This is a genomic window from Streptomyces sp. NPDC001568 (assembly GCF_042893755.1).
GTDB lineage: Bacteria > Actinomycetota > Actinomycetes > Streptomycetales > Streptomycetaceae > Streptomyces.
This window is the reverse complement of the sequence record NZ_JBIAVF010000011.1, coordinates 137,464-158,636: the sequence shown is the minus strand read 5'-3', so window position 1 is coordinate 158,636 and position 21,173 is coordinate 137,464. Positions and strand designations below refer to the sequence as shown.

At 68.7% G+C, this 21,173-nt stretch carries 22 protein-coding genes and 1 pseudogene; 9 read left to right on the top strand and 14 right to left on the bottom strand.

All coding sequences use genetic code 11. The annotated features are described in order from the left end of the window. Window positions 1–37 precede the first annotated feature (37 nt). Entirely contained in the window at window positions 38–433 is a 396-nt protein-coding gene (locus ACFY0I_RS21480) for a transposase (protein ID WP_388898460.1), read from the top strand. 16 nt (window positions 434–449) lie between these two features. On the opposite strand, the gene ACFY0I_RS21475 is transcribed toward ACFY0I_RS21480, so the two are convergent. From ACFY0I_RS21475 to ACFY0I_RS21445, 7 genes are all read right to left on the bottom strand, one after another. Continuing rightward, window positions 450–842: a RidA family protein gene (locus tag ACFY0I_RS21475; RefSeq protein ID WP_388898054.1), complete on the bottom strand. Its 393-nt coding sequence runs from the start codon at window positions 840–842 to the stop codon at window positions 450–452. A 40-nt stretch (window positions 843–882) separates the two neighbouring features. Then, a complete protein-coding gene (locus tag ACFY0I_RS21470; protein WP_388898051.1) occupies window positions 883–1,032 on the bottom strand; it encodes a hypothetical protein in 150 nt (49 codons plus the stop codon). A 702-nt stretch (window positions 1,033–1,734) separates the two neighbouring features. Then, window positions 1,735–2,703, bottom strand: a complete 969-nt coding sequence (locus ACFY0I_RS21465; RefSeq protein WP_388898049.1) for a sigma-70 family RNA polymerase sigma factor — start codon at window positions 2,701–2,703, stop codon at window positions 1,735–1,737. Between the two features lie 182 nt (window positions 2,704–2,885). Beyond that, window positions 2,886–3,731, bottom strand: a complete 846-nt coding sequence (locus ACFY0I_RS21460; RefSeq protein WP_388898046.1) for an alpha/beta fold hydrolase — start codon at window positions 3,729–3,731, stop codon at window positions 2,886–2,888. Window positions 3,732–4,064: 333 nt separating this feature from the next. Then, window positions 4,065–4,997 carry an NADP-dependent oxidoreductase gene (locus tag ACFY0I_RS21455; protein ID WP_388898458.1) on the bottom strand — a complete coding sequence of 311 codons (933 nt, stop codon included), beginning with the start codon at window positions 4,995–4,997 and terminating at the stop codon, window positions 4,065–4,067. A 680-nt stretch (window positions 4,998–5,677) separates the two neighbouring features. Next, window positions 5,678–6,856, bottom strand: coding sequence for an MFS transporter (locus ACFY0I_RS21450; RefSeq protein ID WP_388898043.1), 1,179 nt, complete (start codon window positions 6,854–6,856; stop codon window positions 5,678–5,680). Window positions 6,857–6,929: 73 nt separating this feature from the next. Continuing rightward, entirely contained in the window at window positions 6,930–7,532 is a 603-nt protein-coding gene (locus tag ACFY0I_RS21445; protein WP_388898040.1) for a TetR/AcrR family transcriptional regulator, read from the bottom strand. A gap of 211 nt (window positions 7,533–7,743) precedes the next feature. On the opposite strand from ACFY0I_RS21445, the gene ACFY0I_RS21440 reads away from it, so the two are divergent. Together ACFY0I_RS21440 and ACFY0I_RS21435 are read left to right on the top strand one after the other, a co-directional pair. Then, window positions 7,744–7,875, top strand: a complete 132-nt coding sequence (locus ACFY0I_RS21440) for a hypothetical protein (protein ID WP_388898038.1) — start codon at window positions 7,744–7,746, stop codon at window positions 7,873–7,875. A gap of 312 nt (window positions 7,876–8,187) precedes the next feature. Further along, window positions 8,188–9,153, top strand: a complete 966-nt coding sequence (locus ACFY0I_RS21435; protein ID WP_388898036.1) for a hypothetical protein — start codon at window positions 8,188–8,190, stop codon at window positions 9,151–9,153. Window positions 9,154–9,514: 361 nt separating this feature from the next. On the opposite strand, the gene ACFY0I_RS21430 is transcribed toward ACFY0I_RS21435, so the two are convergent. Next, entirely contained in the window at window positions 9,515–10,573 is a 1,059-nt protein-coding gene (locus tag ACFY0I_RS21430; protein WP_388898033.1) for an NAD(P)/FAD-dependent oxidoreductase, read from the bottom strand. Window positions 10,574–10,741: 168 nt separating this feature from the next. Between ACFY0I_RS21430 and ACFY0I_RS21425 the strand changes: the two genes are divergently transcribed. Continuing rightward, on the top strand, window positions 10,742–11,641 hold the full coding sequence (locus tag ACFY0I_RS21425) for an RNA polymerase sigma-70 factor (RefSeq protein ID WP_388898030.1): 900 nt from the start codon (window positions 10,742–10,744) through the stop codon (window positions 11,639–11,641). Window positions 11,642–11,723: 82 nt separating this feature from the next. On the opposite strand, the gene ACFY0I_RS21420 is transcribed toward ACFY0I_RS21425, so the two are convergent. From ACFY0I_RS21420 to ACFY0I_RS21410, 3 genes are all read right to left on the bottom strand, one after another. Continuing rightward, window positions 11,724–12,533 carry an alpha/beta fold hydrolase gene (locus tag ACFY0I_RS21420; RefSeq protein WP_388898026.1) on the bottom strand — a complete coding sequence of 270 codons (810 nt, stop codon included), beginning with the start codon at window positions 12,531–12,533 and terminating at the stop codon, window positions 11,724–11,726. A gap of 480 nt (window positions 12,534–13,013) precedes the next feature. After that, on the bottom strand, window positions 13,014–14,795 hold the full coding sequence (locus ACFY0I_RS21415) for a hypothetical protein (protein ID WP_388898023.1): 1,782 nt from the start codon (window positions 14,793–14,795) through the stop codon (window positions 13,014–13,016). 600 nt (window positions 14,796–15,395) lie between these two features. Beyond that, window positions 15,396–16,052, bottom strand: a complete 657-nt coding sequence (locus tag ACFY0I_RS21410) for a TetR/AcrR family transcriptional regulator (protein ID WP_388898020.1) — start codon at window positions 16,050–16,052, stop codon at window positions 15,396–15,398. A 139-nt stretch (window positions 16,053–16,191) separates the two neighbouring features. Between ACFY0I_RS21410 and ACFY0I_RS21405 the strand changes: the two genes are divergently transcribed. Further along, window positions 16,192–17,142 (top strand): alpha/beta fold hydrolase, encoded by a 951-nt coding sequence (locus ACFY0I_RS21405; RefSeq protein WP_388898018.1) that lies wholly within the window; start codon window positions 16,192–16,194, stop codon window positions 17,140–17,142. Between the two features lie 415 nt (window positions 17,143–17,557). Here ACFY0I_RS21405 and ACFY0I_RS21400 read toward each other — a convergent pair whose 3' ends face one another. Further along, window positions 17,558–17,761: a hypothetical protein gene (locus ACFY0I_RS21400; RefSeq protein ID WP_388898015.1), complete on the bottom strand. Its 204-nt coding sequence runs from the start codon at window positions 17,759–17,761 to the stop codon at window positions 17,558–17,560. A gap of 68 nt (window positions 17,762–17,829) precedes the next feature. Between ACFY0I_RS21400 and ACFY0I_RS21395 the strand changes: the two genes are divergently transcribed. The 4 genes from ACFY0I_RS21395 to ACFY0I_RS21380 all read left to right on the top strand — a co-directional run bounded on the left by ACFY0I_RS21395 (window position 17,830) and on the right by ACFY0I_RS21380 (window position 19,799). Continuing rightward, entirely contained in the window at window positions 17,830–18,144 is a 315-nt protein-coding gene (locus tag ACFY0I_RS21395) for a hypothetical protein (RefSeq protein ID WP_388898012.1), read from the top strand. Between the two features lie 48 nt (window positions 18,145–18,192). Beyond that, window positions 18,193–18,846, top strand: coding sequence for a hypothetical protein (locus tag ACFY0I_RS21390; protein WP_388898009.1), 654 nt, complete (start codon window positions 18,193–18,195; stop codon window positions 18,844–18,846). Window positions 18,847–18,872: 26 nt separating this feature from the next. Next, window positions 18,873–19,112, top strand: coding sequence for a hypothetical protein (locus tag ACFY0I_RS21385; RefSeq protein WP_388898006.1), 240 nt, complete (start codon window positions 18,873–18,875; stop codon window positions 19,110–19,112). Between the two features lie 474 nt (window positions 19,113–19,586). Beyond that, on the top strand, window positions 19,587–19,799 hold the full coding sequence (locus tag ACFY0I_RS21380; RefSeq protein ID WP_388898003.1) for a recombinase: 213 nt from the start codon (window positions 19,587–19,589) through the stop codon (window positions 19,797–19,799). A 147-nt stretch (window positions 19,800–19,946) separates the two neighbouring features. Here ACFY0I_RS21380 and ACFY0I_RS21375 read toward each other — a convergent pair whose 3' ends face one another. Next, the gene (locus ACFY0I_RS21375; RefSeq protein WP_388898001.1) at window positions 19,947–20,849 is read right to left on the bottom strand and encodes an aminoglycoside phosphotransferase family protein; all 903 of its coding nucleotides are present in this window, start codon (window positions 20,847–20,849) and stop codon (window positions 19,947–19,949) included. Next, a pseudogene (locus ACFY0I_RS21370) lies at window positions 20,846–21,149 on the bottom strand (SAM-dependent methyltransferase); the annotation flags it as partial. The gene ACFY0I_RS21375 and the pseudogene ACFY0I_RS21370, both read right to left, overlap by 4 nt. Between the last annotated feature and the right edge of the window lie 24 nt (window positions 21,150–21,173).

Genomic DNA, 21,173 nt, shown 5'->3' with positions numbered 1-21,173 from the left:
CGCTCCCGGGTGGCACTTCGCTTACGCGTGCTAGTGCCTGCTTCAGAAACTACGCGGTGACTCCCCGCAGTTCCAGGTCGTCCTGGGCCGCATCAGGGTTCCCCGGCTCGGCCCGGGACGACCGCGCACCTGCCCGAACAGGGTCCGCGCCGACAAGGCGTACGGCTCCCGCGCCAATCGCGGAGACCTGCGCCAACGCGGGATCCGCTGCACCATCCCGCAGAAGCGCGACCAGATCGCCAACCGCAAGAAGCGCGGCTCCCTCGGCGGACGGCCCCCGAAGTTCGACAAGGAGGACCATAAAGAGCGCCATGCGGTGGAGTGCGGGATTGATCGCCTCAAGCGCCACCGCGTAGTGGCCACAAGGTATGACAAGCTCGCCGTCCGCTACGAAGCCACAGTGCTGATCGCGGCCATCAACGAGTGGCTGTGACCAGTACTTTCGGTAGTCAGTCGAGGATGGCGTCAAGCTCCACTTCAACGAGCCATTCGGGATCGATGAAGCGTGAGACCTCAACGAAGGTGCAGGCCGGACGGACAGAAGCGAACCGCTCCCCGTGCGCTCGCGCGGCTTCTTTCCAACGAGTCACGTCGGTGAGCATGATGCGGGTCCGCACGACGTCCTCCAGTGACGCCCCCGTTGCCTTCAGTGCGGCGTCAGCGATGTCCAGACACCTGACAGTTTGGGCATAGACGTCGCCTCGCCCCACGGTCGTCCCGTCGTCCCCGATGGGAGCAGTCCCAGCGACAGCGACGTGCACCCCTTTGCGGACTGCCCGGGAGAAACCGATTTGGGGTTCGAGTGGCGAGCCAGAACTGACTATCTGCCGAACATGATCCATCGCACCATGCTCCCAGATCACCGCACTGTCGAAACAGGCCCTAGCGGCGCGGAGCTCTGGTGCGTCCTTTGATGGCGACGGCGAAGGCCACCACGATGACGATAGCGACTGCGCAGAGCAGCATGCCGCCGATTCCGATGGCGAGGAATCGAATCACTGACCAGACCAGTTCTTCCTTCGTGATCGTCACGGGGCTCCCATCCGAGCGAGACTGTCACGCGGCCTATGGATTCTGCCCGGTCGGGCGCCATGTTTGACGAGCCGTTACCGAACCGCTTCCAAGTACCGACCCGGCCCCGCCGGCACCTCGGATTGGTGGGACGCCGCTGGCGCAGAGCGGCCCGGCCTTGTTCGCCGGTCGCAAGGGTCTCGTCGATCACAGGGCGGAAGCCCGCCACCGCACAGATGGCCGGCAGCTCGTCCATCGACGCAACACCGTCGAACGCACCCCCTGACCCAAAGGCTTGCCGCGCCGTCGCCACCCGCTACGAGAAACGTGCCCTACACCTACCTGTGCACCGTCCCCCTCCCAGCCCTCATCATCTGGCTTCGCACATGATCCAGGAATCAATGCCCAGACGCGGTGCGCCGCCACACCCGCTGATATCGGGCTGTGTGGCTCACATCCTGTTGTTCCCGGTGAGCGGGCCGGCTGTGAACTGTTGGGGCGGTGGTCGGTGAGTTCCCGTCCCCGCATAAGGGTGTCCAGGGGATGCCGGAGTGGTCGGGGGAGAGAGCCCTGTTCGCCTTCGCGGGTTCGGATCGGGTCCGGTGGGAGGAAGCCGTGCGGGAACGCGACGGGCCACTGGTCGGTGGCCGCTCCCGCCACGGCCCCTCGTCGCTCGTACCCCCATGGCGGAGGCCGCCATAGGGGTACGAGCCCTGCGTCGTGCTACACGTCGTCCAGGCTGCCGGGCAGGCCGAAGAGCGGGAAGAGCCGGTCGGTGTCACGGTAGGCCGTGATGCCGCTGATCCGCTCGTTGCGGAACTCGACGACTTGAAGAGCCCAGGGCACGTAGCCGGTGCCGTTCGGGTGGGGGCGGTACTGGCCGAAGCCGGGGGAGCCATTGGCCATGGTCGGGACGAGACGCGAGCCGCGGCAACCGATCGCGGGACCGGTGAGCCATGCCTGGATGTCGGGGACACCGCGCATCCACTTCGTGTACGGGGGCAGGCACAGCGTGGCGTCGACATGGAGGAGCATGTTCAGCTCCTCCATGTCGTAGCGGGAAAAGGCCGTGGCGTACCGCTCGGCCAGTACCCTGCGGACGCTGTTGTCCGACGGCCGAGCGACTGGCCCGTTTGTGGTGTCGCGGCGGTCGGCCAGCGTGGCTCGGGCCCGCTGCAGGGAGCTGTTGGCCGAGGCGACGGTGCAACTGTGCAGGTCGGCGACCTCGCGTGCCGAGAACCCCAGCACGTCCCGCAGGATCAGCGTGGCCCTCTGCCGCGGCGGCAGGTGCTGCAGCGCGGCGACGAACGCCAACCGCACCGACTCACCCGCCGTCGCGGTCCCCTCCGGATCGCCGCCGGGACAGGGTTCCACCCACAGCATGGACTCCTGCGTGGGCTCCGGCGGGGTGTCGCTGCCGCTCGGGCTGGACAGGTCCATCGGCAGCGCCCGCCGCTTGCCCGAAGTGAGCGCATCCAGACACACATTGGTGGCGATCCGGTACACCCACGTCCGCAGCGCTGAGCGGCCCTCGAAACGGTCGATGTTCCGCCACGCCCGGATCAAGGCCTCCTGCACGGCGTCCTCGGCCTCGGCGTACGACCCCAACATCCGGTAGCAGTAACCGGTCAACTCCCCCCGATACTCCTCAAGCCTCTCGGCCACTGCGCCGGGCGCCCCGATATCCCCCATGCCACACCTCTTCAAGAAGACAGTCCCAGGCCGCTGACCTGGTACTCCACTGTAGGGAGAAGGGCTCTTGGTTGACTGGGTGGCGCTGCGGGCGCAAGCGCGGGCGGCGAGGCCCTCGCCGCGGCCCTCGACAACAATGGCTTCGCCACCTGCGTTGAGAGCCCGCGAGGCCGGGGCCCGGTCTATGGGACGTCCGTGGCGTCTGTGGTGGTCTGGTCGTTTGACGACAGGGTGACGCTGTCGAGGAACTCCAGGAGCAGGCGCTGCAGGATGGCGGGTTGTTCCAGGTGTACGTCGTGCCCCGTCCCGGGGATGCTCACGGCCGCCGTCCCTGGTTGATGCCGCAGCATGGCCTCGGACTCCTGCGGAGGGATGATGCCGTTCTGGCCGAGGACGGCCAGGACCGGACACCCGACCTTCGCCCATTCGTTCCAGAAGGCGCGTTGGGCGTTCTCGGTCACCGAGGCGACCATCACGTCGCGGTCGAAGCGGGGCCACCACCCGCCGTCGCGTTCCTCCAGCCCAGCGGCCCAGCCTTCGCCTACCCGGCCGCCGCCGAGGAACTGGACGGCGGTTTGCCGTGAGGGGAAGGGCATCGGCCAGGAGTCGAGCCATCCACCGATATCCGCGGGGGTGTGCGGGTTCGGGCCGCCGGGTCCGGCCTCGACGAGTACGAGGGCGCGGATGAGTCCCGGGTGCGCGGCGGCGGTGAGCATGGCGGTGTTGCCGCCCATCGACTGGCCTATCAGAACAGGCTGTTGCAGGTCGAGCTGATCTGCAACGGCGACGACGTCGGCGACGTATGCGGCGCGGGAGAGATCGAGTGGCCGGCGTTCGCTGGCGCCGTGGCCTCGCTGGTCCACGGCGACGACGCGGTACCGGGGGCTCAGGGCTCGGGAGATGTCGTCCCATTCGCCGGCGTGGCCGGCCAGTCCGTGCAGCAGGACAAGGGGGTGTCCGTCTCCGCCCCAGTCACGGCAGGAGATGCGGACGCCGTCGCGGATGACGGTGCGTTCGGACCAGGTCATGCGGCCTTCTCTCAAGAGGTGGTCGGGTGGAGGGCTTCGCCGGGTCAGCGGTAGGCGGCGAGGAAGGCGCGTGTGCCGTCGGCGGGCGTAGTGGTCGAGGTCGGCGTCGGTGTGCTGGGCGCTGCCGGTGAACATGGCCTCGTTCAACGGGATCCACGGAAGCAGGCGCCTGGTCGACCAGGGACTGCTCCGCATCGACGACGCGCTCCTGGCCGCGAATCGATCGGGATGGCCCGGGCATCGCCCCCGGTCGTCCCGAGAATCACCTCGCCCCGGTGTCGGATCAACACGAGTACGAGGCGCAGCGGCGCGGACGTCGGTCTCGCACAGTTCCTAGGGTACGAGCACGATCTTGCCCTGGACCCGTCCGGTTTCGCTCAGCTCGTGGGCCTTCGCGGCCTCGGTGAGCGGGAGGGTCTCGGAGATCGTGGGCCGTATTCCGTGCGCGTCGACGAGCTCGGCGAAGGCGCTCAGTACGGCGGGGGTCGGCTCCAGGAAGAACTCCACGAACCGCACGCCGAGTTCGCCGGCGCGAGCCATGACCGGGGTGCGGTCCACGCCGACGCCGACAACATCGACCAGGATGCCCCCCGGCTTGAGGGTGGGCAGGGAACGCGGGCCGTAGTCGTTGCTGACGGTGTCGAGCACGGCGTCGATGTCGCGCAGGGTCGAGAAGTCCCGGGCCGTGTAGTCGATCACCTCGTCGGCGCCGAGTCCGTGCAGGTATTCGTGCTTGGTGGCGCGCGCTGTGCCGATGACGTACGCGCCGCGGGCCTTGGCGATCTGTACGGCGAGGTGGCCGACGCCACCGGCCGCGCCGTGGATCAACACCCGCTGTCCCGGCTGTACGTCGGAGAGGGTGATCAGGGCCTGGTAGGCGGTGAAGCCGGAGATCGGCAGGGCGGCGGAGCCGACGTGGTCGAGAGTGCGCGGCTTGGGCGCGATGCGGTCTTCGGTCACCACCACGTGGTCGGCGTGACTGCCCTGCGGCGGGACGGTCCAGCCGTAGACCTCCTCGCCGATCGCGAAGCGAGTCACGCCCTCGCCGACGCCCTCCACCGTGCCGCTGAACTCGTGGCCGAGGACGAACGGCGGCGGACCGAAGAAGTCCACCTTGCCGATGCGGACCTTCCAGTCCGCGGGGTTCATACCGGTGGCCCGTACGCCCACGAGCACCTCGCCGGGGCCGGGGGATGGCGTGGGTGTCTCGGCGAGCTCCAGGACGTCGGAGCCGCCGATGGTCTGCTGGGTGATCACGCGTGTCATCGTCACGCCGAGCATTCTGCGCCAGATGATCATGAGAGGGGAAACGGTCTCGCCGCCCGGCGGTGTTCTGGCGTGCCGGGCATCACGACCCGGTGAACCTTCAGGTCACCGCACTACTGGCACGTCGGCTCGGGCACGCGTCGAGCCGCTGCTGCCGGACCGGAAGGCAGCGGCGGGGCGGCGTTGGCGGGGTCACCGGCAGGTGATCGACGCGATCGCGTTCAGGTACCGCACCGGGGATGCCGCGGATGGACCTGCCCGAGCGCCCACAACTGGCTGCAGGTGTGGGCAGCCTCGCCCGGGCCCAGCGGGACGGCGTCCGGGCCCTGCTTGCGGGTGCCCCGGCGGACCGGCCGTGGCCTGGACCCGCGCACTCCGGGCGTCGCGCCGTCGCGCCACGTGGCGGAGCGGGGCCCAGATCGCGGCGGCGTTGACGAGGGCGCTGACCAGGACCGCACCGTAGAAGCCGGCTTCGGCCGTGCACGGCGATCACACCTGATGCCCGGGCGGCGGCCACAGGGGACCCCAGGAGCCCATCAATGCCGGGTAGGTACACGTACATCGGGTCGTCGAGCCGGCGGTGCGCTTCCAGGTCGCCCCGGCCGGGGTGGCGATCGCCCGGCCCCAGGTGGTGCCCGCCTGCGCCCTGGGGTCGGGCGCGGACGGGCCGGGATGCTGGGTCAGTCCTGTACCGGCTGCGGGTGGACGCGTCGTTTGTATGCGACGGTTTGTGCGGTCAGGACGCAGGTGGCGAGGAGGGCGAGGATGGCGCCGGTCCACATGGCGGCGGCTGAACTGCTGTCGCCGGCGCCGCTGATGGCGACGCCGCCGATGGCGCTGCCTGCCACGACGCCGAGGGTGATGACGGATGTGTGCACGGTGTTGACCAGGTTTCCGGCTCCGGCGACTTCGACGACCCGGACAACGAGCGCGGGGTTCATCGTGACGCCGACGAGGCCGACCAGGAGTACACCGGGCAGAGCAGCCCAGGGCAGGTGGGCGAAGAGCGCGAGGAGCACCAGCGCGCCGGCCAGGACGAGATGGCCGATGCGCAGCAGGGTGACCGCGTGGCGGTCCGCGTGGCGGCCCACCAGGTTGTTGCCGATGACGGTGCACAGTCCGTAGCCGAAGAGGATCGCGGTCGTCGCGTTTGAGGAGAAGCCCGCCTCCTGCTCCAGCAGGGGGGTGAAGTAGGAGAACGCGCCGTAGGTCGCGCCGATGGTGAGCAGGCTGATGAGGTAGCGGCTCCACAGGCGGGGTGAGCGGAACTGCTGGAGCTCGTCGGCGGTGGTCTGAGCGGAGGCCGCGGGCAGGACGGGCAGGGCGCGCAGGTCGAGCATGGCGATGAGCAGGCCGGCGCTGCCGAGGGCGACGAAGCTCGTCTGCCAGTTCCAGGCAGTGGCGATGGCGTGGCTGATGGGCAGGCCGAGGACTGCACCGAGCATGAGCCCATTGAGCACGATGGTGATCGAGGACGCGATGCGGTCGGGGCTGGGGGCGAGCCTGGCGGCCATGGTCAGGGTGAGACCGAACACGGCGCCGCCGAGAGTTCCGGTCAGCAGTCGAAGCGCGGCGATCCACCAGTAGTGGTGTACCAGGGGGACGGCGGCTTCCATTACCGCGTAGGCGGTGACGACGCCCAACAGCGCGGTCTTGGGCGGGACCTTGCGCAGGGCCCAGGCGATGAGCGGGCCGCCGATGGCCATGCCGAACGAGTAGATCGAGATGAAGGCGCCGATCGCGGCGGTCGAGGCACCGAGGCTACGGGCCATATCGGGCAGCATGCCCATCGTCTGCAACTCGCTCATGGCCACCAGAAGCAGGGTGAGCATGAGCCAGTGGAGAGGTCGTTTGTTCACAGCAGGAACTCTTTCTGTATTCTGAAGTCCAAAATTAGGGCATGCCGAGACCAGGACTTGCCGCCCTCTTCGCTCAGGCCAGCAGGGAACGGAGCCCGCCAAGTGCGATCCGGCGCAGCATCTCGGGAGTGACTCCGGTCTGCGCGGTCACGCGGAGCCCGGCGATGAGAGTGTTGACCAGGACCGCGCCTTCAACGGCGTCAGGGCCATCAGGGATGCTTCCGTCCATGCGGCCGGCCCGGATGGTGTCCTCGAGGAGGCCGAGTCGCTCACGCAGGTCTCGCTCGAGGATCCGTGCGATGCGTTCGTCGCGCGCCCGCAAATCGGGATTCATCAGGGTGTGCACGCCCATGCACCCGGCGGCGTGGCCCTCATCACGAGCGGCGCGCTCCTCGTCGACGATCACATCGACCAGCTTCCGGAGCCGGTCGCCACCACTGAGGGAAGTGTCGGTCAAGATCGCCGCCTGAAGCCCTCGCGTCGTGGTCGCATAGTGCTCCAGTGCCCGCACGAAAAGTTCATCCTTGGACGTGAACGCGTTGTACAGGCTGCTGCGCCGCACATCAGCGGCCTCGCAGAGCTGCTCGGTCGACGTATCGGCGTAGCCGTGGACGCGGAACTGAGCCGCCGCCGCTTCGAGAACTGTCGTCTCGTCAAAGGTTCGTGGTCTGGCCATGCGTGGACGCTACCACATTCTGTACTTCGAAATACATAATCCGTCGGCCGCACCACGGCCCTGCGCTCGGATCAGGCCCGTCAGGTCGCCGAGTACCTGACCGCCGCCGACTTCGGGAATCCGTGGACGGGGGTTCGCTCCGCGTCCGCGTGGGGATCCCGCGACATCCTCGATGCGGTCCTGGTCCTCCCCGAGCTGGTGGCGGAGATCAGTGCCGACCGGGCCATCGACCACGGGAGCGGGCGTCCGCCGCCACCCGGTCCGCTTCAAGCGGCTGCGCCTGGACGCCTCGGTGGAGGACGTGCCGGGGTTCGGGCCCGGTCCGGCGGCTGCCGCCGGCTGAGCTGCCGATGCCCTCGGGTGTGGGAGGCGGTCGTGCGGCAGCGCGAGGACAGCGGCCGACCGGACACAGGTCACCAGTTCACTTACCGGCCGGCGGTTACCGTGCGGGGAGAGGTGACCAGCCGGGTGCTGCTCGGTAACGAGCCGATGTCGGCGGTGTTCACCGGCCCGATTCTCACCGGATTCGTCACCGGTTTCATCACCGCCCGCTTCCGGAGGAGATGGAGGGGGTCGGCGCCCGCGTGGTCTGCACGCGTCCCGGTGAGCGTGGGGATGCTGAGGGACCTCGGTGTGTTGTCGGGCGACAACCGCTTTGAGGTGGCTGACTGTCACCAGCGAGTGGTACGACGCTCTGCAGAAGGCCCTCAACGACCTGTGCGCCTCGATCTTCAACAGTCCGACCTGGGAGCCGGCGACGGGCCTGATGCCCGGCGCTGACCTGCTCGGTATGGCCGGTGAGGCGTTCAAGCTCGGGGCGTTCCTGATGGAGACCTTCCGCAACCAGGACGACCTGTCCAGCGCGCGGGTCATCGTCCTGGACCAGCGCGACCTGGCCGTCATGGACCGCCAGGGCAACGCCGAGTTGCACCTGAACGGTGACGGCCACCACACCCTGAAGATCAACTACACCGGTGACCCGGTTCCCTTCCCCACCGGCACCCTCGAGTACGCCGTCCGCTCGGGCGGCAAGTGGGGCAAGGCCATCAGCCTGCCCTGGCAGTCCATGAGCGCGCCTGCGCTGACCTCCTTCGCCGGATCGCTCCACGCCGCGTTCGTCGAACCCGGCACCGAACGGGTGATGTGGAGCCGGCTCACCGACGGCGTCTGGAGCACGCCCCGGCAGATCAGCAACGCCCGGAGCTACTGCGCACCGGCGCTGGCCGCCTTCGACAAACGCCTGTACGTGGCGATCACCGGCCGCGACAACACTGTCCACCTCGCCGAGCACTGGCCCGGCCAGGACACCTGGGGAAGCCTCGTCCACCAGCACAACCTCGAAACCCGGCTCGCACCGGCGCTGGCCACCTACGGCAACCAGCTGTGGATGTCCCTCGTCGGCACCGACGACAACATCTGGCACGGCCGCTGCTGGGTCGTCGCCGGAGACTGGAAGTGGTCGGAGGACTCCACCGACTGGACCTCACGCAGCCCCATCGGCCTCGTCTCCTCCTACGCCGAACTGTGGCGGACGATCCGGGGCGAGCAGAACGAGGTGTATCTCGGCAGCCTCGCCGCCGCCGTACACCACGACAAGCTGTACGTCATGTGGCACCGCTGACCAACCCCCCGACCCGCCTCCAGGCCCCCTGCAGTAACAGGGCCGGGAGGCGGGCCGGCCCCTCGGCCTCGACGTCGGCGACACGGTGACCGCGCGGGGTCAAGTCCATCGATGCGTTCATCGACATCGCCTGACCCACCCCCACATGCGCAACTTGCGGGCTCTGGGGGAGGTTCGGCCCGTCGGGCGGCGATGTTGCCGGCGTAGGGATGACTGCGTAGGTGAGACCGCCACTTGTCAGTGAGTACTGCGAGCGGTTGCTGGCTGGCTGTCATGAAGATGTCGCCGAGAGATGGGGAGCACCTCCGCGGGGCCGGAGGGTCTGCAGACGCCGCGTCTTCGTCGTGCTCCGGCCCTGTGTTCAGGCGCCGGTGCCCGTGCGGGCACCGTACCTCCCGCCGCGCGACGCCAGCTCCTTGATGACGACCGCGGTGCGCCCGGTGACGCAGGCCCGCCGGAGGGTGTCGTCGGGGCGGGTGAACTGGCCCACCGCGTTGTTGCGTCCGAGCGTGACCGCCCGGGCGACGTAGCGCAGGGCGTAGGGCTCGGGCTTGCGGCCCTGGATCAGGCGGGCCAGGGTGTCGGCCGCGTGAGCGGCCTGCGGTGTGGCGAGCGCGCAGGCGAAACGGGCTCCGGGGACTGCCGCGCAGTCGCCCACGGCGAAGATCCGTTCGTCGTCGACGCTGCGCAGGTATTCGTCCACGAGCGCCCGGCCGTCCGCATCGACCTGAAGACCGCTGCGTGCCGCAAGGTCGGGCACGCCGGCCACGATCGCCCACAGGGTCAGGTCGGAGGCGAAGGCGGCTCCCGACCGAAGGTGTACGACGGCGTCGGCCACCTCCGTGACGCCGTCGTCCACGATGTCGACCTTCAGCCGCTCCAGCCCCGCGCGGACCCGCTGGTACGCGCGCTGGGAGAAGCCGTCGGCGACCGACGATCCGACGATCCGAACCCGGAGGTCCGGCCTCGCCTCCGCCACCTCGGCCGCCGTCTCGATGCCCGTCGCGCCGCCCCCGATCACCGTGACCGTGCTGCCCGCGGGAAGCGCGGCGAGCGCCACGCGGGCCTGTTCGGCTCCCTCCCACGTGCCCACCGGGACCGTTCCCGGCATGGGCCGGGCCGTGCTGCCCACGGCGAGGAACGCGTAGTCGAAGTCGAGGCTCGTCCCGTCGTCGAGGCGGACGCTGCCGTCGCCGATCTTGTCGACGGTGGCGACCAGTGAGGTGATCCCGTCGCGCAGCATCGAGGTGAGGGGCGTGGCGGCGGCGCCGGTTCCCGCGAGCTGCTGGTGCAGCCGTACGCGCTCCACGAAGTCGGGGCGGGGGTTGATCACCGTGATCTCGGCGGTCTTCACCTTCTTGGCGATCCGGTTCGCCGCGTACATGCCCGCGTATCCGGCGCCCACCACTACAACCTTCATGTCGGCCTCCTGCCTTGGTGACTGGTCGGACATGAGATGCCGGCGGGTCGAGTCCTGTGACATCCCTGCGTACGTGTCGCACGTCACAGGGCGTGTGGTGTCACAAGACGGTGGGGTCCGGCGTCCTGTGGGTGACACCATCAGGATCGAGAACCAGGAGACACCGGCATGAGCGAGGACGCCTCCCGTCCCGACCCCGCCACCGAGGTGTTCGTCACCCACCGCAACCTGCTGTTCACCGTTGCCTACGAGATGCTCGGCTCGGCGGTGGACGCGGAGGACGTCCTGCAGGACACCTGGCTGCGCTGGGTGGGCGTCGATCTCGACACGGTGCGGGACCGGCGCGCGTACCTGGTGCGGATCGCCACCCGGCAGGCGCTCGGCCGGCTGCGTACGCTCGGCCGGCGCAAGGAGTCGTACGTGGGGCCCTGGCTGCCCGAGCCGCTGCTCACCGTGCCGGACGTGGCCGAGGACGTCGAGCTGGCCGAGAGCATGTCGATGGCGATGATGCTGGTCCTGGAGACCCTCGCGCCGACCGAGCGGGCGGTGTTCGTACTGCGCGAGGTGTTCGACCTCGGGTACGAGGAAATCGCGGAGGCCGTGGACAAGACCCCGGCCGCGGTCCGCCAGATCGCCCACCGGGCACGGTCGCACGTCGCCGCGCGCCGACCCCGCGGCGCGGTCTCCGCCGCCGAGACCCGGGCTGCGCTCGGGGCCTTCCAGCGCGCGCTGGAGACGGGCGACCTGCAGACCCTGCTCGACCTCCTCGCTCCGGACGTCGTCGCCCTGAGCGACGGCGGCGGCATCAAGCAGGCCATGCCGCGGCCCGTCATGGGGGCCGACAAGGTGGCCCGGGCCCTGGCCGCCGGCGTGGCGGTGTTCGGCCCCCGGGTGACGGTGGAACCGACACGGGTCAACGGCCACCCGGCACTGATCACACGCATCGACGGGGAGATCGACATGGTCGTGGCGATGCGGATCGACGACGGCCTGATCACCGGGCTCTACACCGTGCGCAACCCCGAGAAGCTGACGCGCATGGAGCGGGAGACCGCCGTGAGCCGCTGAGGTGGGGGATCCTGTTCCCCTCGCTGCACAACCATGGTCCCGAAGCCGAGGGCAGCCTGGTCGAATCGCTCCTGACGAGGCTTTACCGCACCGTGGTGAAGAAGGCGGTGAGTACGGGCGCGAGCGCGTGCGGGTCGACGTTGTGGTTCTGGCCGGGGAAGGCGTGCAGGGTGTAGTTGTCTCCGTGGGAGGCGAGTTCCTTTGCCCCGTTGGTCATGTAGGTCTCGCCCGCGCTGCCGTGGCCGACGAGGACGGGCACTTTCACGGACTGCCAGCGGTCGGTGGGCAGTGGCCGGCCGGACATGGTGTCCCTCATCAACTGGCCGTCGTAGGGCAGGGTGGGGGCGGTTGCCTCCCACGCTGCCCAGACGGGGGTGTCCCGCACGGCGGCGATGGCTTCGTGCGGCATGGCCAGGCCCGTGGTCAGGAAGTGGGTGAGTGCCTCGGTGGTGTGCCCCTTCGCGATGAGCGCCTTCATGCGGGCGACGTAATCGGCGGGCAGCGGTGGGCGGGTCCGGTCGACGATGAACGGTGGTTCGTACAGGGCCAGGGCGGAGACCGCGCTGCCCTTGGCCACGGCCTCCAGGGCCAGGACGGCTCCGGAGGACATGCCGAAGAGCCGCACCGGCCCGCCCACCCGCTCGATCAGCGCGTCCAGGTCGTCGATCTCGCGCTGCACGTCATAGACGTCGCTGTCACCGCTGTCACCGCTGTCACCGCGGCCCCTGCGGTCGTAGTTGATGACGCTGAAGTCACGTGCGAGCAGAGAGGCGAGTGGTGCGTGCCGGGCCCGGGTCATCAAGGTGCCACCGACGAGAATCAGGGTCGGGCCCGTGTCGCCGTTGCGCTCGAAGGCGATCGGGGTTCCGTCGGAGGAGATCGCCTTGAACATGTTGTCTCCGTGCTGTTGGAGTCGTTCGGGCCTCGTGGGCGCCGTCGGGTTGGTGCCCCCGGGCACGGCCGGCCACCGGCTCGGCAGGGCGCCCGTGTGATCAAGGCCTGGCAGTACGGTACGTCCGCCGGCTGCCGTGGCGACCTGTGCAGACGAACAAGATCATGCGCCCGCCACCTGGTCGAACCACCACATGGCAACCCGACTTCGCCACGTGAGGGCGAGGACGGCGCCGGCCCGCCTCCGGCTGACGGGCCGAACCGTTCAACAACGCATACGTGCGGCACACCCACCCCTGCTCCCGGGTGGCTGCGGGTAGGCGTGCCGCTCGGCGCAGCACCTCGTGGGAGAACCAACGGGCTCCCGTGGTGCGTCCCAGGATGGTCCCCGCCACGGAGCGGGGGCCGTGTCCGGAAAGCGTGCGTGGCCCGTGCCCCCGGTGGTCGGGGTGGCGGGCCACGCTGGTGATGATGTCAGGGCCTACTTCCCGACGACGACCGTTACGGATTCCCAGCCGGTCTCCACCGAGGAGTACCGGTGCGGGTCGTCGTGGCTGTAGGGGAAGTGGTAGCCGCCGTTCTTCTTCACGTTGCACAGGGTCAGGTCGTACGTGCCGGGAGGCACCTCCCACGTCACCTCGATGGTGACGTTGCCGTTCGAGATGTCCCGGGTGAAGTGATAGTCGGAGATCAGGCGGTGCGGGCTGGAGGCCTGCGCGATTTTGATCTTCCCCGAGACGTGGCCGCTGTCGCCCCACGCGGTCCCGGCGAAGTTCAGCGCCCACGCGTCCACGTACCACGTCGCCTTCACATGGAAGACGTTGCGCTCCGCGTTGTGGAACACCCGTGCCTGGAGCGTGTGGTTCAGCTTGCTGTAGCCGTCGAAGCCCTTCGCGACCATGCCTTCTCGCCGCGCTTTGCGGTGCGCGAGTTCCGGGCCGACCGGTGCCGGGGGCGGCGGCGGGGGCGGCGTCCACAGGCCGGGCCCGGTGTAGGCCAGCAGCAGACGGCCCTGCGTCGGGTCACCGGGCTCCTTGTAGACGACGGGGGTCGGCGGTCGGCTGGAGGTCACCGGAAGGACGAACTCACCCGACCACGACTTTCCGTCGTAGACCTGGTAGCCGATACGACCGACCGTCCGGGTGTAGGTCTCCGGGACGTCCTTGCCCTTCAGAGCGTCGTCGAGGATCTTCCAGGCCTGGCTGCTGTGGCTCTCGCGCAACGGTTCGGCCAGGTGGCTGGCGATCTGCCTCAGGACCTGAGGCTCGCCCTTGGCCGCGACGATGTCCGACAGGCGCGGCGAGATCAGCCCGAACAGGTGCTGGCGGATCTGGAAGTGGAGGCCGCCCTTGGAACGGATCAGTTCGTCGACGGCGTCCTCGGAACGGATCGTCTCTTCGGTGATCACGTTGTAGAAGGTGTAGAGCTTGCCGTCGTACTCCACCGTGCTGGGCGCGGACTGGGCCGTCCCGGTGGCCGGGCTGTCGGGAGCCTTCGCCCAGGAGCCATCGGTGTTGATCCAATGCTTGAGGTGATCGCCCTCGGTGTAGATCAGATGGAGGGCGTTCCGGTACGACACCAGCGACAGCCGTGACGACGGCGACTCCGCCGGGCCGTTCGACTTGACCTCCTCATCGGTGGTCCACGCGCCCGGGAACGGCACTGGAGTGGAGGTGACGCCGTCCTTGACCGTCGCATACCGCAGGCCGTAGACGCCCTCGCTCCACACGATGTGCATCTCGCCGGCGTGGACGGCGAGACCCGGCACCACCGGGCTCGACAGGGGTGCCGTCTCCGAGCTGCCCTCGCCCTTTGGTCGCTGGACAGCCCGGACCGTCCACTTGCCCGCGGGGGACAGGACTGCTTCGTTGATCTGTCCGTCGCTCACCGCCTTGAGGAAGGCGTGCAGGTTGCCCTGGTGGGAGACGAGAGCCGGCGGACGCACGCTCTTCACCCCGGGTATCGCGCCCAGGTCGGTCCACCCGGGCCGGCCCGGCGTGAAGTACCGCACGACCGGGACCTGCTCGTCGCCGCCGGTGAGGGTCAGGTACACCTTGCCGCCGTGCTCGACCAGACGCGGCGGGTATCCGATTTCCGTACGCAGGAGATCCTGCGGAGACCAGCCCACGGACCCGGACTCCGGCTTGTCCGTGGAGAAGTCCTGCGGCGCGGAGCCGTCCGGCTTCTTCACCTCGTCGGCGCGGGAAATGAACGAGGTCTGCCAGACTCCCCGGCGTTCCACCTGGTACTTCTGCTCAGCCATGTGCGAAGGCTCCCCAAGCATCGGCGTGCGTGTAGACGGAAGAGGCACAACGTGTGCTCGCCCGTGCGCACAACGTTACGTAGGTGCGGCCTTGTCGATCAGCCCAGAACGAGCCACAGGCGGAGCGACCGGGTGAGGTCTTGTCCTTGAAACCCCTTGTGAGCACGCGCGCATGACTCAAACCGAAGGACCGCAGCGTGGTCCTCCACCCCAGGAGGCACCAGAACCCTTGCCCCTTCCGCGAGCGCTGCCCCGGCCGCGGCTCGACGAGGCGCCGCTGGTCCTCCTGGGCGAGGGTCGGCACTCGGGCACCGAACGTATCGAGTACGACCTCCCGGAGGCGGACGCTGATCCGGCGAAGGTGCGGCGGGCGACGGTGCTGGGCAGGCCCGTCGGTGGAAGGGTTTCGAGGTGTAAGGGTGGACGAGGTTTGCCCAGGCGCCTTGGCCGGCTTGGAGCTCGGCGAGGTGGACGCTGTTGTCGCCGCGTACAGGCGGGGAGATGGTGCTGCGGTCGCCGGTGGAACCGGTGCTGGCGCAGGCCGCCGATGCCATCCCGCTCGCACGCCCCCGCGCCGCCGCAGTGGCGTACGAGCAGCAGTTAGGGACAGGAATTGGCCCCTGTCCGTTGTCCGGCGTCCGGGGTGGTGTGGCCGTCGGCGGTGAAGATGCGGTCGAGGTGGTGGCGGAGTACGGCGTTGGCTGACTCCGGTGTCCGTTGGGCGACGAGGATGCTGGTGCCCATGGTCGCGGTCATCGCGAGCAGGCTGAGCGCCTCGGTGCGTGCGTCGGCGCCGGGATCGGCCAGGCCTGCCGCCTGGGCTCCTTCGACCAGGCCGGTGAGTGCGTTCTCGGCCGCGTCGGGGTTGTCGATGAAGGGCTGGGCGGCGAGTGCTCCGTCGGTCACGGACAGGATCGAGTAGGAGCTGTACAGGAGGTGGAAGACTCGGCTCTCCTGATCGGTCGGCAGGGAAGCCAGCAGCAGCGCCTCGATCGTCTCGCGTGGGCCCGGGTCCGGGCCGACGGAGGCCAGGCGGGCGCCCACGCGGGCGGTGAAGCGGTCGGTCAGGTGCTGGAGTCCGTAGAAGAGCAGTTTCTCCTTGGTCTCGAAGTAGTACTGCACGAGCCGGAGGGATACACCGGCCTCGGCGGCCACGTCGCGCATGCCGACGGCGTGCAGCCCTCGCCGCCCCGCGACTTGGATGAGAGCTTCGGCGATCTGGGTGCGCCGTTCCTCGTGGTCCACGCGCTTTGGCATCAGTGCTGTCTCCGGCCGTGGGTGGGGTGGGTGGTTCAGCGCTCGCAGTCCGGCTCGCTCCGAACATTTTCATGGTACCGCCGTATCAACAATATGGTACGTTCGTATCACGAAGAACGGATCTTCCTGGAGGTACCCCGTGCCCGAGAACACGACCCGAGTACGACGAGACATCGGCCGCTACGTGAGCGACGAGCTGCGCGACCTCTATTTCGCCACCTGCGACGTGCTCTACGCGAAGGGAGCGCCCATCCGCTCCGAGACGGACGTCGAGACGAGCTTCGGCACCACCCACGTCTACCGGTACGGCCCCGCCGACCCGGCAGCCGAGTCACGTACGCCCGTTGTGCTGATACACGGTTCGGGCGGCTGCTCCGCGCAGTGGTATCCCAACACCCGCGCGCTGAGCGCCGAGCGCCCCGTCTACGCCCTTGACACTCCCGGAGACCCCGGCCGCAGCGTCCAGCGCGAGCCGATGTGGCAGCCCGAGCGCGCGGCGCAGTGGATGGACGAGGCCCTCGACGCGCTGGGCCTCGACAACGTCCACCTCGTCGGCTCCTCGTACGGCGGCTGGCTGGTCATCAACCAGGCCCACCTTCGGCCCGAACGCCTCGCCTCGGTCACCGCCCTCGATCCGGGCGGCCTGGAGAAGGTGGGGCTGCGCTTCTTCGTATGGATCTTCGCCAGCCTCTTCGCCACCTACGCCCCCAAGGCGTGGCGACCGCGCCTCGCCAAGTGGCTGGAGCAACCGGTGATCGTGGTCCCCGAGTTGCGCGCGATGATCCAGGCCAGCGTGCGGGCCTTCCGGATCCGCCGACCCGCGCCGCTGCCGCTGTCGGACGCGGAACTGGGTTCCATCTGGACGCCGTTCTACCTGGTCATGGGCAAGCGCAGCCTGCTCGTACACCCCAAGCGTCAGCTGGAGCGCGTACCGCGCCTGATTCACGGAGCCCGCGCCGAGATCGTCGCCGCGACCGGCCACGGGCCGCAGATTGACCACCCCGACCTGGTCAACGCCCGGATGCTGGGCTTCATGGAGGACATCGACTCCCTCGATCCGGCGGCGGCACGGGGCGCCGCGGACGCGTAGCCGCGGGAGCCGCAGACGCGTACCGTCCAACAGCGCTCAGCGGAAGTTCTCCGGGCACCGGACCGTAGCTGCCAGGCCAGACAGGCGGCGGCCGGGACGAAGAACGCCGCTGCGGTGACCGGCGCCGCGAAGGCGGCAACGGTCCGGCGCCGCGCGGCGGCCAGCCGGTCGGTGGATTCGGGGGCGGCGCCGCGATCGATGTGCCCGCCTGTCCCGGGGGCGGTTGCCCGCGTCGCAGGGCGCGCCGCTTGGTGCGGGAGGACGGCGGTGACACGGACGCCGCCCTGGTGCGGACCGGTCCGCAAGGTCCACTCGGAGGCGACCACCCCGGCGAAGCCGCCGGGCGCGCGCCGTCCCGGAGTGTCGTGCACGGTCCGAGGCGCACGTGTCCGCCCGCCGGATGTCGTCGCGCTGTTCAACGCAGTCCCCCTTGTTCCGTGGAGCCCGTCGCGTACTCGACGCTCCGCGCGGTCAGGTCCATGTACGCCTGCTCCAGCGACACCCGTACGTCGCTCAGCGCGTGCAGCCTTACGCCGCAGTGGTGGGCGAGGCCGCCGACCTCGGCCGCGGTCATGCCGCCCACGGCGAGTTCTCCCGAGGCGGCCGCATCGACGCTCACCCCCGTCGGCCGTCGTGAGACAGCGGACCAGCGTGGACCGTCCCTCAGGGTCGGGCACCGCGGCCCGTGTGGAGGCGGGCGACGCGGCGGCCAGGAACTCCGTCATCGAGCCGGTCGCTCCGGTTGCGGCCAGGGCGGCGCTGCCGCTGCCGTCCGGGGATCTGACCGCCGCTGGCCAGGACGAGCTGGTGCGGGCGGTTGATCGATTTTCGGCCGGGAAGTTGTCGGGCAATCGCAGCAGACAGCGTCAGGGCATGCGGATGATCACTGGTCTGCTGGCGCAGTATCCGGGGGAGACTTGGCAGGAGCGGTGGTTGGCATCCAGCATGGATGCCGAAGGCGCGGCGCCGCTGCTGCCGGGGATCAGAGGCATCAGCCGGTGACTGGGCCTCCTATGCCGCTGATGTCAGCCGCCGTGTCCCGGAGAACCAATGAAGCTACCCATCACCATCCACCAAGCACGTCTCGGATCCACGGAGTTCAAGGTCATCCGACCAGCCCGGCCCCTGCTCCACGCAGTGCTCATCGACCACGATCGGCACCTGGACACCTACCTCGATCAGGACGCCGCCCAGCGAATCGGTGGGCTATGGAAGCTCGCCGCCTCTTCACCGCGCTCGCTGGTCCACGTGCCGATGCGGGGGAACCGTGGCCCCTCCCGCGAACAGCCAGAAGACGGCACACGGCAGCTTGATCTCGTGCTGCTGCACCACTCACTCCAGTTCGCGCCTTCACGCTGGAAGGAAGTACGAGGACGGCTCGGCCCAGGACGTCCGCAGACCGTGACGCTGCCCGGCCCAGGACACACCGACGAAACCGTGATTGATCACGAGGCACGGCACTACCAGGAGAACCGGGATCTGTTTCACCAGCATCTCCACTCCGAGACCCTGTTCATGACCGGCAGCGCGAAGGTGTTCAGGGACACCGCCAGGCACTTCTTCGACGTCGCCCGAAACGGCCCCGAATACATCCCCGTCCATCCGAGCTACCCGCACTTCTGCACCGAACTCCACTCCAACGACGGCATTCTCGGCGACGCGCGCGAGATCCACATCGAGTACTGCGACCAGTGGCACTCATGACCCCGACTGACAGGACCCCTCCGACCATGATGTTCAACGATCACCTTGTGCATCTCGTCGAGAGGGCCCTCGCATCCATCCCGGCCGCCGACGCCGGCGACATCCACGCTGTCTCCTTCCTCATCGACAAAGAGGACGACGACCCTTGTCAGCCGACCTTGACGATCGGCTACAACACTGAAACTCAGGCCCGACGCAGCATCCAGGATGCCTCTGACCAGGCAGAAGCCGCTGAAACTATGCTTTCTGGATCCAAAACGAGCTGACTGTGTTCGGCGACCTGACCAGCGATCCCGCCGGGGCCACAGCTCGCCCGAACCCTCCATACGACCGGCGTCATCGAAAGATCTGTCGGCCGAACCATGCCGGTGATCGTCCACGCGCTGGAGTACTACGAGGCGATCGCCCGGCAGACCGAGGCCGTCAACCCGCCTGGTCTCGCCGACGAGTTCACCTCATGGGTCCGCAATGGCTGAGGCATTCGGACAGTTCCAATACCCGACTCCACCATTAGCGGGTTTCAACGATGAGGTGGTCCGGCACTATCAGAAGTTCCTGGACAACCGACGCAGCCTGCGGCCCGACGGCGAATACCGAACCCCGACCAGCACCGAGGGGAGCGAGTTCGAGGAGCACTTGGACAGCCGCAAGGTCGAGCTCGGCGACTGCGGCCGGCCGCGAGCAACTGCCGCCACGAACACGTCTGTATCCGCTGTCCGGTCCTGCGGGTCAACCCGCAGATGGCCTTCCGCCTGGAAGAGATCGAGATCGATCTGATCGCACGCCGGGCACGTGCCGTGGCCGAAGGCTGGCTCGGTGAGATCGAAGGCATCGACCAGACACTGATGCTGCTCCGGCAGAAACAGGCCGAAGCGGTACGGCTGACAGGCATGCCCCGAACAGTTGACCTGGGCATTCCCGCGCCGGTGCCTCGTGGTAGGCAGGAGAGGTGATCGCCTTCGCCCTCACGCGTATCCGACTCCTACAGAAGTCGCGGGAGAATCCGTTCGTCTCCAGGGGGAGGGCGTCGTGAGCGACGCGAGCGCGATATCGCGGGCATTTCCGACGGCAGGTATCGGGTGAGTACCGTCGCTCCGTGCCTACATCAAACGGCCTTTCAGAACACGATCGAGTGCTGCCCGGCCTGCGGGTCCCCAGGTCGGCTTGCCGCCTGGCAGGCCGCGGTCTCCGTTCTGGCCCATCAGCATGAGGAACAGGCTTTTCAGAGCAGCCAGCCCGCGGGCGCGCCGGATCGTCGCGTCGTCCGCATGCGCGTACGCGTCGAAGAAGTGTGAGGCGGCGCCCGCGGGAAGGATCACCCAGGCGGCTGCGAGGTCCCACGCCGGATCGCCGGCGAACATGTCACCGAAGTCGATCACGCCGGAGAGCGTCCCGTCCGAGACGACGACGTTCGCGGGATGAAGGTCGCCATGTACCCACAGCGGCGGGCCTTCCCACTCGGGCGCCGCGACGGCGTCGTTCCAGACGGCGCGGACGTCGTCGGCGAGGTCGTCAGGGGCGACGGCGTGGAAGAAGAAGTCGAAGCCGTCGGCGCACTTCTTGGGGTGATCGCCGCGATCCGAGCTGATGGGCGCGTCGTCGGGCGCCTCCACGTGGAGCGCGGTGAGGAAGGCCGCCAGATTGTCGGCCGCGTCGTCGCCGCGGCTGATGGAGGTCTGGTCCAGTGGCTCGCCGGGGACCCACGTCATGACGGTCCAGGGCTTGGGGAACCGAGCGGACGGTTCACCTATCCGTACGGGGTTGGGGACCGGGAGCGGCAGGCGCGGGGCCAGTACGGGTAGCCATCGGCACTCTTTACGCTGGAGGTCCGGGGCACGTTCTGTGCGCGGCATGCGCACGGCCAACTCGTCCCCAAGGCGCCACTGCTGGTTGTCCCACCCGCCCACTACTTCGCGGATGGCCAGCCCTGCAAGGTCCGGATGCTGCTCCCGCAGCAGGTCATGGACCAAGTCTGCGGTGATCTCGATCTCGAGGTCGGTCATACGAGGCCACAGTACTGGCGCAGGCGCCGACTCGGGGTCCGCTCGTGAACCACGCCTGACCAGCTGCCTGAGCCGGTAGCCGACGGAGGCACCTCGACGACGAACAACAGGAAGTTGGGATTGGCTGAAAGGTCATGGAAGCCGTCCGGGGAACAGTTCACGGGCAGCCGGATCGGGGTGCGGCTCGCTGATGACGGAAAGACGGAAGCCGGCGGTGGTGACGGCATCGGTCATCGCATGCCACGGCCTGCGCCAGAACTTCATCGGGACGGACTGCCCGTTGAGAATCCAGTCGAAGCTATTCTGTTCACGAGGAGAGGCTCA

Coding starts and splice junctions, on each gene's coding strand:
- ACFY0I_RS21475 (WP_388898054.1), bottom strand. CDS start 842: ATGGATCATGTTCGGCAGATAGTCAGTTCTGGCTCGCCACTCGAACCC.
- ACFY0I_RS21465 (WP_388898049.1), bottom strand. CDS start 2,703: ATGGGGGATATCGGGGCGCCCGGCGCAGTGGCCGAGAGGCTTGAGGAG.
- ACFY0I_RS21460 (WP_388898046.1), bottom strand. CDS start 3,731: ATGACCTGGTCCGAACGCACCGTCATCCGCGACGGCGTCCGCATCTCC.
- ACFY0I_RS21455 (WP_388898458.1), bottom strand. CDS start 4,997: ATGACACGCGTGATCACCCAGCAGACCATCGGCGGCTCCGACGTCCTG.
- ACFY0I_RS21445 (WP_388898040.1), bottom strand. CDS start 7,532: ATGGCCAGACCACGAACCTTTGACGAGACGACAGTTCTCGAAGCGGCG.
- ACFY0I_RS21430 (WP_388898033.1), bottom strand. CDS start 10,573: ATGAAGGTTGTAGTGGTGGGCGCCGGATACGCGGGCATGTACGCGGCG.
- ACFY0I_RS21425 (WP_388898030.1), top strand. CDS start 10,742: ATGAGCGAGGACGCCTCCCGTCCCGACCCCGCCACCGAGGTGTTCGTC.
- ACFY0I_RS21420 (WP_388898026.1), bottom strand. CDS start 12,533: ATGTTCAAGGCGATCTCCTCCGACGGAACCCCGATCGCCTTCGAGCGC.
- ACFY0I_RS21415 (WP_388898023.1), bottom strand. CDS start 14,795: ATGGCTGAGCAGAAGTACCAGGTGGAACGCCGGGGAGTCTGGCAGACC.
- ACFY0I_RS21410 (WP_388898020.1), bottom strand. CDS start 16,052: ATGCCAAAGCGCGTGGACCACGAGGAACGGCGCACCCAGATCGCCGAA.
- ACFY0I_RS21390 (WP_388898009.1), top strand. CDS start 18,193: ATGAAGCTACCCATCACCATCCACCAAGCACGTCTCGGATCCACGGAG.
- ACFY0I_RS21385 (WP_388898006.1), top strand. CDS start 18,873: ATGATGTTCAACGATCACCTTGTGCATCTCGTCGAGAGGGCCCTCGCA.
- ACFY0I_RS21380 (WP_388898003.1), top strand. CDS start 19,587: ATGGCCTTCCGCCTGGAAGAGATCGAGATCGATCTGATCGCACGCCGG.
- ACFY0I_RS21375 (WP_388898001.1), bottom strand. CDS start 20,849: ATGACCGACCTCGAGATCGAGATCACCGCAGACTTGGTCCATGACCTG.